The following is an 8,213-nucleotide window of genomic DNA, read 5'->3' as shown; positions in this document are numbered from 1 at the left end:
AGCATTTAATCTCACCCGCATAGCAGGCGGTTTTTAGTTTCAGGCACTAAAGTACCTTCAACTTGTTAAAACATAATCAATTATTTTCCCCTTTTTAGAGAGTTATAAAAAGTCTCTCTATTTTATCTGTCTGACAGCACCCTTAATTCTTTTATAACTTCCATGCCTCATAAGTTTCTCTATATCAGAAAAGGAGAGGTTTTCACCCCTCCCTGATTCATCTTTGTTTAGTTTTTTGCTACCCCTGTATTTTTCTTTTGGAATTTCTCTTGTTTCCACATTTCCCACTCCCTTTTTAATAAAAATAGAATTTCTTATTTAGAAGAAATCTTCAAGTTTTTTCACTCCTATACTTCCACTATGCTCTACATCCTGCTTATCTTTCCATTCTTTAGGCTTTCTATTTTTTAACCAGAATATTTGAGCTATAGTATCTGGAACAACTTCTTTTTTAACAGTCTTTGTAACTACCATATCATAAGTGGGAAAACCATGTATGTCAGTTAATACTTTTCCGTGTTCATCTTTCCTTATTACTCTTTCTCTGATAACTTCTGTGTATGAGTATCCTAAAGCTCTTTTTAGGAGAGCATTTTCAACCTCGAAGTCGATTACCTCTTTACCTCTTTTTAGGGCCTCGGAAAACTCGGAATACCTCTTTTTATATTCATATAATGTAGCAGCATGAATACCTAAATTCTTTGCTATTTGTTCATCAGTGAGTCCATCTCTTGCCCAACCTTCAACTAATATTAATTTATCTTTTATGGTATGCCATTTTGATTTTCCCATAAACTCACCACCCGTCTTATTCATTTTGTTTTGGAAATGAAAAAAGGACCTCTTGCTCCATTTCAAAGGCTCCTTTCTTACTGATTGATATTTTGATTTATCCCTATCTTCTGGATTTATATACTCAAAATCTCCAGTTGAGTTTTTCTTTATGCCTAACTTCTCATACTGCTTATTTTTTACTTTATTACCTAAATTACCTTTTATTTCTTTCTTAGGCATATTATCATCTCCTTTATTTTATAAAATTCTACAAAATAAAGGTAAATCCTCCTGATTTCTTTAAACGTTATAAATAATTTAGCGGTTGTGTTTATATTTAACGTGTCCCACAACCATAGACACTATATAAAATTACCCACAGCATGTAAGACTAATACCAACAAACGTGTCATGAGGGGCAAAATAGATTCAATAAATTAGATAAAATAAACGATCCTTTGTTTTACCTGTTAGCATTGGTTCTATTAAGTCTATTTGTTTTTTTATTTGATGGAGTGGATTTATTTGTATTTATCATATAACATTGCTCCCTTTAAACTGAAATAACAATCCATTCTTCCTTCGTATTCTAATTTTCTCTTACTCACTTTTATAATTGCTTCCTCGATTGTATAACCTTTTTTCTTTAATCTGTTGACTTCTCTTGCCCAATACTTTTTCAAATGTACTTCAATCCCCTTATGCTTTAGTATTTAAAAAAATATTTATAAGAACTTTAATAAGCTCTTCTTTTACACTAATATTATATTCGGCTTCATATTGTATTATTTTATTAGTAATATCTTGCTTTATGGGGGCGGAAGGAGTATCCGTGTCATGAAGTACAAAGTATTTATTGCAAATATAGTCAATATTTAACCGGTTTATATTTCAAATGCGTTAACTTATGTCATTTACTTTTCAGTATATGACAGCTATGCTCCCATTACTCCAACATGATCGGATTATAAACCTATAAATTAACAAATACTTTGCCCCTGGTGACACGTTCGTTAGCATAATACAACCTCCTTTAACATTTAACATAAATAAGGCACCCAGAATTATCTAAGTACCTTTATTGGTATCAAAAATCTATAAATCACTATTAAACTCGGTATTAATTTTACTTTCGCTTAGCTCCATTATATCATATACCCTGTCAAGTTTCCGGCCATAAAACGGACATCCTCTTTTAAACTCCCAGGGTTTTTATCCCAAATAACTGCACTGCAAAACCCCTGAGTGCTTTTCCTTTTAATCTTCTTAAATGCCTTTCTGAGTAACTAAACTGTTTAAGTATATCTTCCTCTACCAGATGATCTATAAAAAATAAGCCTTAAGTATTGTAGAAAATTTAGGATTGGTTTCATCAAATATCTTAAAAACCTTATCCATTCGTTTTATAGTAATGAGTGTACTTCTATATTCCTCTTTTGCCTTACTCAATCTAAACATTTTATTAATTGTATTATCACCTGGAAGCTTAATTTGGCTACCAAGGGGTATGTGTGAATAATTTATCTGGCCAACTGATTTTAGGGCTTCTTCAAGTTCAAGGATTTCATCTTTTAGGTTTTGCCTTGCTATATCTAAATTATTATAGTTTTTCAGGTATTCTACTGTCTCTCTAATATAATCCATAATATCTAACCTCCTCTAGTCAATTAACTTTAAAAGTCTGTCCTTTTCATTAAGCAGTTCATGAATTTTACAATTATCCTTTCTTCTGCCTTTACGGTACTCTTTATTCAAGTCCAACTCTATCTGTTCAATTCTTTCTCTATTGATTTCATTTATATTAAACTTCATATTTCATCCCCTTTAAATTAGTAACATTTTTAGTAACATGCTGTAACATTTAATATTGCGGCTACAACCGTTGATTTTACTTGCTTTATAAGCATTAGTAGCAAAGTAACATTTTTTTAAAAATATAAGAGCTATCTTTATTATGCACATACAGACCCATACGTGCGCGTATATATATTTTTTTATGTTACTATGTTACTAATCATATATAAATATATATAAGCCTAGATATATAGCCGTTTAAGCAGGTAACATTTTGGTAGCAAACAAGTAACATTTTTATAAATTTAGTTACTTGTTTTATTTATTGTTGAATTCATCTGGATATATAACTTGCTGCTCACCTTTTTCCCATTCAACTTCCACTACATCTAGTGGAGATATTGAATTTACCTCTAATTTTTGAAGTTTTTTAATGTTGTATAAATCAAACCTTATATTAGAATCGTCTATTTTTATTTGCTTCCCTGATAATTTTATTATATAGCCTGCCATTACTGCCTGTTTCTTAAAATCTTTTAGCTCCAGTATAGGTTTTTTATCTCCTATATTTTTCATATATATAAGTATTTGATTGAACATTTCACTTGTCCTTATATATATTTCATCATTTTTACGCTGCAAAGCATATTTCAAGTCACTGCTCATAATCCTATTGTCCTCTATTATCTGGTCATAAAGCTTCAATATATTTTCAATCTCAGACATTGACTCATCCATGTTGTCTAAAACTTCACTTCTAATATTCTCCGCAACTAAAGAATTATATCACTCCACTTCTTTTAATCCAAACTTACTAAGCAGCCTATTTAGTATGGCAATACCTGTACATATATTAATTGCAGTGTTTAAAGATCTGTCCTTTAATCCGTCAATCTTACTGTCTTCAGCTTCTCTAATTTGCTTATATTGTTCTACTGACATGTTTAAAACTATGTCAATTAAACTCCTACCCAGCTTATTTAAAATATCCTGATTATTCATTATCCAATTCATAGCTGCAGTATGTTCTCTGGTTCTTTTACCCTTAGAAAAGTAAATAATACATGATCTTTCATTTAACGCTTTTTCATCATTAAAAAATGTTTGTTCTCCTGCCAGTATAAGCGGCCTTGTAAGTGCAAATACTGTATTACCTTTTAGATTTCTATTACCCTTATCAATTGTGTGCCTGTCATAGCTGTTTCTCAATATTTCACTTATCATTTTATTTTTATATTCACTCATTTGGCTTGGCTTGAACTCTTCAAATATAATTGAATAGTTTCCTTCACTTAAGGCTTTCTGCATACCAAAATGTCAATTATAAGTCCTTTATTCATTGTTTTTTAGCCTCCACGTCTGGAGGCACGGCCATGCATTTTATCTAGAATTACTCCAAATTTCAAATTTTTTAATTACTTTATCTTGGTCGCTACCAGAGAACTATTTTTGGCATACAGACTAACTCCTTTTAGAAATTCTCCGTATTTAGCATTAAAATCATCAATGATTTTGTTAAATATTACTCTACATTTTCATGTGCTGGAGTCTTGGCATTTTTACTTGCACTGTATACCTTATTGTTTTATTTTTCATGATATTTGATAATTAAAATTTCGAATTTACATTCTATAGATTTTATGGCACACTGTAGGTATTGGGGGTGTTACCATGGATGAAAGTAAACTTAGTCCACTTGAAAAAATTCTTGTACCATATATAAAAGTAGTAGGAAAAGGAGCCGCAAGATTAATTGAATTTGCTGATGATAAATTTGATGCTGTAGAAAAATATACTAATTGGGATGTAAAAAATAAAGAATTTCAAAAAAATCATCCCGTGCTGAATGCTGGAAAACAATTTGCTAAAGGTTGTATTATGGGCACCATTAAGGTTGCTATTGGCAAGCATGATAGTAAATACTAGTTTTTACTTATGATATTTTTCTATAAACCTACTTGATTATAAATTGTAATTAGGTTTGATTGACCTATTTACAATTTATCTTTTAGTAAAATGTTTTTTGCTCTTCCTCATCTCAAAAAAATAACTTCACGTAACAAACCTTTTAATTACCTTACATCTAATCATATTAAATTTCTTCCTTTCAAAATGGAATATCACCATCATCCACCGTAGTTAAGTCTTCCCCGTAATCATCATTACCACTTTGTGCCCTTGGCTTCTTATCTCCCCATTCAAGGAACTGGACTTCATCTGCTACAACCTCAGTTACATATACCCTAGCACCTTCTCTATTTTCATAATTCCGGGCTTGTATTCTTCCAGCAACCCCTGCAAGCCTGCCCTTAGTCAAGTAATTTGCTGAACTCTCAGCTGTCTTTCCCCATACGACTATTGGAATGAAATTAGCCTCCTTCTTTCCATCTGATGATTTGGAAAATTTTTTCTCAACTGCTAACGTAAAAGTTGTAACTGCTTTGCCGTCACAATGAAACAGATAAAGTAGGAGTGGATAAGATGAGTAATAAGATATTTTCAGAAGAAGAAATTGAAATGCTGTCAAACAATACCTATGTTAAGCACGTAAGTGAGAAAGGAATTACTTATACCGATGAATTTAAGCATATTTTCGTAAGTGAGAATGAAAAAGGAAAGTTTCCGAGACAAATATTTGAAGAATGTGGTTTTGATATAAGCATTTTAGGAATGGAACGTGTAAAATCATCAGGTAAAAGATGGCATGCTGCATATAGAAAACAAGGAGTACTTGGACTTAAAGATACTAGAAAAGAGAATTCAGGGAGACCTAGAGAGAAGGAACTTACATTACAAGAGAAGTATGAACGTTTAATGGCGCAGAATAGATTATTGAAAGCTGAGAATGAACTGCTAAAAAAAATCGATATGTTGGAAAGGAGGATGATAAAAAAGAAGTAAGATTAATATCAGTGCAAAAATTTCAGCTTATCAGGTCAATAGTTGATAAGTATAAATTGAGGAATATGATTAGTTATTTATGTGAGATTGCAGAAGTATCGCGTTCTGGATATTATAATTATTTCTCGTCAAAATCTCAGCGGGCAAGACAAAAACGTGATATGGAAGATGATTCGATTAGGGATATCATTTTGAAGGCATTTAACTTTAAGATGCGTAAAAAAGGTGCAAGACAAATCAAGATGACACTAGAAGGTCATTTTGGAATCGTATATAATTTGAAACGCATCCGAAGGATTATGAAAAAACATAACATTGTTTGTCCCATTAGGAGGGCAAATCCTTATAGAAGAATGATGAAGGCAACTAAGGAACATAGAGTGCTTCCTAACTTATTAAATAGGAAATTCAAACAGAATGTACCTGGTAAGGTACTTCTTACAGACATAACCTATTTGTTTTACGGTAATGGCAGAAAATCTTACTTATCAACAGTTAAAGATGGCTCAACCAATGAGATTTTAGCATACCATCTTTCTGACAAGATAACCCTAGATATAGTAACAGACACACTACATAAGTTAATGAGCAATACACAAGTAAAGTTAGCTAGGGATGCATTCATCCATTTAGATCAAGGTGCTCATTACACAAGTCCTGTCTTTCAGAACTTAGTTAAAAGCTATAAGTTAAACCAGTCTATGTCTAGACTAGGTAGCTGCTGAGATAATGCTCCTCAGGAGTCTTTTTTCGGTAACTTTAAAGATGAAGCTCTCATAAAATCTTGCCAATCCTTAGATGCACTTAAACAAGAAATAGACGAGTATATGCTCTACTATAACAACTATAGATATCAGTGGGGATTAAAAAAGATGACCCCTGTTCAATACAGAAATCATCTTCTTAATCTAGCCTAGTCTTTTTTTATTGCCCTTGACAAAGAGTACATCTCAGTTTTTTTTATCTACCCTAGGCTTTTTTTATCATATCTCACTTATTTTAAACCCTGTTCATAGGCTTCAACCATCTTCTTAACCATGTTTCCACCTATGGATCCAGCTTCTCTGGCAGTTAAATCTCCATTGTAGCCATTCTTTAAGTTTACCCCAACTTCTTGGGCTGACTCCATCTTAAATTTATTTAAAGCTTCTCTAGCCTGTGGCACTACTAAATTATTACTACTATACGCCATAATCAACACTCCTTTTTATAGTAATTTTTGCTGCCTATACTTAAAGTTTGTACATTCCTATAAAAAATACTCCCGGTAATTGGATGAATATTTAGAAAATACTTATAAAAATTTTCATCTAATATTTAAAGGATATCCTACATTCCAATTAAAATTATTTTCTATACATTGTATATGACCTGAAAATTCTGGGCATACTGCTAAGGAACATTATTCCTTTCAAAATTTTTGAGCTGACCTTGGGTCAGCTTTTTTGCTTAAAACCAAATTAGAGGTTTTGTATCTTCCTTATATATCTCATATATCTCAATTGTGGAATATATAGAATATAATTTCATAAGATCCTATTCATCTAACTTTTTAAAATTTTTTATAAACTATTATCACTATAAACATTTATAGCTCATATATTAGAATGTAAATAATAAAAAGGAATGACATATATGAAATTAATTTTATCTGTATTATTATTTAGCTTGTCTTCTAATTTAGATAATGTAGTTGTAGGAATTGCTTACGGAATAAAGAATATAAAAATAGGAATATTTTCAAATCTCATAATAGCAATTGTAACATCTGCAGGAACATTTTTATCTATGTCATTTGGCACATTAATATCAAATTTTTTACCACATTCTATAACTAATGCTCTAGGTGTTGCAGCTATTATCATTTTGGGAGCATATTTTGTAATTCAAAGCATAATAAAACTCAAAAACAATACAAAATCAAAAGAGCTCGCATTAAAAAACATAGATGATATGATTGAATATGCTGAAAAATCAGATTTAGACTGCTCTGGTGATATAAATATGAGAGAAGCTTTATTGGTAGCATTTGGATTAACCTTTAATAACTTAGGTACTGGAATAGCTGCAAGCGTAACAGGAGTTAGCATTTATTTCACTGTAATTGCTACATTTATATTAAGCATTATTACAATTATGTTCGGTCAAGCTACAGGTGATCATATACTGGGTAAACTTTTGGGTAAATATGCATCATTGATTTCAGAAATGTTGCTAGTAATCCTTGGTATTATTGAACTTCTTAACTGACATTTTGTATTTACCTATTTTTCGGTTTCAAAAATGAAAACTAGATTATCCGAAACCCTTAAGGTTTGCCTATTTTACTTCTCTCGACCTTAGCGATACAGACTCTACAAAGGACTCCTAGCCGGAAGCTAAAAGTAGGTATTTACAAAAATTTAAATGTATAAAAATGATATCGACACCTTTAACTTTAAGATATAGCTTATTCTTTAAAACTAAAAATTGTCAACTTTTTCAGATAAACTTTCTAATTGTTTTTTTAACTCAGACATTTTATCTAATGTGCATCTTTGTTCTTCTTCTAAAGTTCTTAAGTTTTTCTGTTTATCTACTTTAGGAACTATATTACACATATTATCTTGATTTTGCACTTTCGTTTTTATCTCATCAATAAAACCTCTTGCACCTTCTCTAATTGCCAGGGTTCTTCTTATTATTTTCATGGTCATAGGCCTTATATCATTTTTTATGCTGGAATAAAATTTATAGCTAAATAA

Annotated in this window: 11 protein-coding genes and 2 pseudogenes; 3 read left to right on the top strand and 10 right to left on the bottom strand. The window is 31.1% G+C overall.

Annotated elements, in window-relative coordinates; genetic code table 11:
- Nucleotides 1-117: 117 nt before the first annotated feature.
- The 7 genes from ACJDU8_RS24590 to ACJDU8_RS24560 form a co-directional block, all read right to left on the bottom strand.
- Nucleotides 118-279: a hypothetical protein gene (locus ACJDU8_RS24590; RefSeq protein WP_406794823.1), complete on the bottom strand. Its 162-nt coding sequence runs from the start codon at nucleotides 277-279 to the stop codon at nucleotides 118-120.
- Nucleotides 280-318: 39 nt separating this feature from the next.
- Nucleotides 319-792, bottom strand: a complete 474-nt coding sequence (locus tag ACJDU8_RS24585; protein WP_406794824.1) for a transposase — start codon at nucleotides 790-792, stop codon at nucleotides 319-321.
- Nucleotides 793-1,295: 503 nt separating this feature from the next.
- On the bottom strand, nucleotides 1,296-1,457 hold the full coding sequence (locus ACJDU8_RS24580; protein WP_406794822.1) for a hypothetical protein: 162 nt from the start codon (nucleotides 1,455-1,457) through the stop codon (nucleotides 1,296-1,298).
- Nucleotides 1,458-2,097: 640 nt separating this feature from the next.
- Nucleotides 2,098-2,418, bottom strand: coding sequence for a hypothetical protein (locus tag ACJDU8_RS24575; RefSeq protein WP_406794821.1), 321 nt, complete (start codon nucleotides 2,416-2,418; stop codon nucleotides 2,098-2,100).
- Between the two features lie 15 nt (nucleotides 2,419-2,433).
- A complete protein-coding gene (locus tag ACJDU8_RS24570) occupies nucleotides 2,434-2,586 on the bottom strand; it encodes a hypothetical protein (RefSeq protein WP_406794820.1) in 153 nt (50 codons plus the stop codon).
- 300 nt (nucleotides 2,587-2,886) lie between these two features.
- Nucleotides 2,887-3,294 carry a hypothetical protein gene (locus ACJDU8_RS24565; RefSeq protein WP_406794819.1) on the bottom strand — a complete coding sequence of 136 codons (408 nt, stop codon included), beginning with the start codon at nucleotides 3,292-3,294 and terminating at the stop codon, nucleotides 2,887-2,889.
- A 60-nt stretch (nucleotides 3,295-3,354) separates the two neighbouring features.
- Nucleotides 3,355-3,876 carry a hypothetical protein gene (locus tag ACJDU8_RS24560; protein WP_406794818.1) on the bottom strand — a complete coding sequence of 174 codons (522 nt, stop codon included), beginning with the start codon at nucleotides 3,874-3,876 and terminating at the stop codon, nucleotides 3,355-3,357.
- 363 nt (nucleotides 3,877-4,239) lie between these two features.
- Between ACJDU8_RS24560 and ACJDU8_RS24555 the strand changes: the two genes are divergently transcribed.
- Nucleotides 4,240-4,494: a hypothetical protein gene (locus ACJDU8_RS24555; RefSeq protein WP_406794817.1), complete on the top strand. Its 255-nt coding sequence runs from the start codon at nucleotides 4,240-4,242 to the stop codon at nucleotides 4,492-4,494.
- A gap of 181 nt (nucleotides 4,495-4,675) precedes the next feature.
- On the opposite strand, the pseudogene ssb reads toward ACJDU8_RS24555, so the two are convergent.
- A pseudogene (gene ssb / locus ACJDU8_RS24550) lies at nucleotides 4,676-5,014 on the bottom strand (single-stranded DNA-binding protein); the annotation flags it as partial.
- 35 nt (nucleotides 5,015-5,049) lie between these two features.
- Here ssb and ACJDU8_RS24545 point away from each other — a divergent pair.
- Nucleotides 5,050-6,386 (top strand): annotated as a pseudogene (locus tag ACJDU8_RS24545) (IS3 family transposase).
- Between the two features lie 77 nt (nucleotides 6,387-6,463).
- On the opposite strand, the gene ACJDU8_RS24540 reads toward ACJDU8_RS24545, so the two are convergent.
- Nucleotides 6,464-6,661 (bottom strand): alpha/beta-type small acid-soluble spore protein, encoded by a 198-nt coding sequence (locus tag ACJDU8_RS24540; RefSeq protein WP_406794816.1) that lies wholly within the window; start codon nucleotides 6,659-6,661, stop codon nucleotides 6,464-6,466.
- A 443-nt stretch (nucleotides 6,662-7,104) separates the two neighbouring features.
- Here ACJDU8_RS24540 and ACJDU8_RS24535 point away from each other — a divergent pair, with 443 nt between their 5' ends.
- The gene (locus ACJDU8_RS24535) at nucleotides 7,105-7,719 is read left to right on the top strand and encodes an MntP/YtaF family protein (RefSeq protein ID WP_406794815.1); all 615 of its coding nucleotides are present in this window, start codon (nucleotides 7,105-7,107) and stop codon (nucleotides 7,717-7,719) included.
- 212 nt (nucleotides 7,720-7,931) lie between these two features.
- On the opposite strand, the gene ACJDU8_RS24530 is transcribed toward ACJDU8_RS24535, so the two are convergent.
- On the bottom strand, nucleotides 7,932-8,213 hold a 282-nt coding region (locus ACJDU8_RS24530), incomplete at its 5' end, for a hypothetical protein (RefSeq protein ID WP_406794814.1).

The organism is Candidatus Clostridium eludens (assembly GCF_045310515.1).
GTDB lineage: Bacteria > Bacillota > Clostridia > Clostridiales > Clostridiaceae > Clostridium_B > Clostridium_B eludens.
This window is presented reverse-complemented; position numbering and strand designations above follow the sequence as displayed.

What these genes read in the sequence shown, in the direction of transcription:
- ACJDU8_RS24585 (WP_406794824.1), bottom strand. Translation starts at nt 792, where the DNA reads ATGGGAAAATCAAAATGGCATACCATAAAAGATAAATTAATATTAGTT.
- ACJDU8_RS24575 (WP_406794821.1), bottom strand. Translation starts at nt 2,418, where the DNA reads ATGGATTATATTAGAGAGACAGTAGAATACCTGAAAAACTATAATAAT.
- ACJDU8_RS24570 (WP_406794820.1), bottom strand. Translation starts at nt 2,586, where the DNA reads ATGAAGTTTAATATAAATGAAATCAATAGAGAAAGAATTGAACAGATA.
- ACJDU8_RS24565 (WP_406794819.1), bottom strand. Translation starts at nt 3,294, where the DNA reads ATGTCTGAGATTGAAAATATATTGAAGCTTTATGACCAGATAATAGAG.
- ACJDU8_RS24560 (WP_406794818.1), bottom strand. Translation starts at nt 3,876, where the DNA reads ATGCAGAAAGCCTTAAGTGAAGGAAACTATTCAATTATATTTGAAGAG.
- ACJDU8_RS24555 (WP_406794817.1), top strand. Translation starts at nt 4,240, where the DNA reads ATGGATGAAAGTAAACTTAGTCCACTTGAAAAAATTCTTGTACCATAT.
- ACJDU8_RS24540 (WP_406794816.1), bottom strand. Translation starts at nt 6,661, where the DNA reads ATGGCGTATAGTAGTAATAATTTAGTAGTGCCACAGGCTAGAGAAGCT.
- ACJDU8_RS24535 (WP_406794815.1), top strand. Translation starts at nt 7,105, where the DNA reads ATGAAATTAATTTTATCTGTATTATTATTTAGCTTGTCTTCTAATTTA.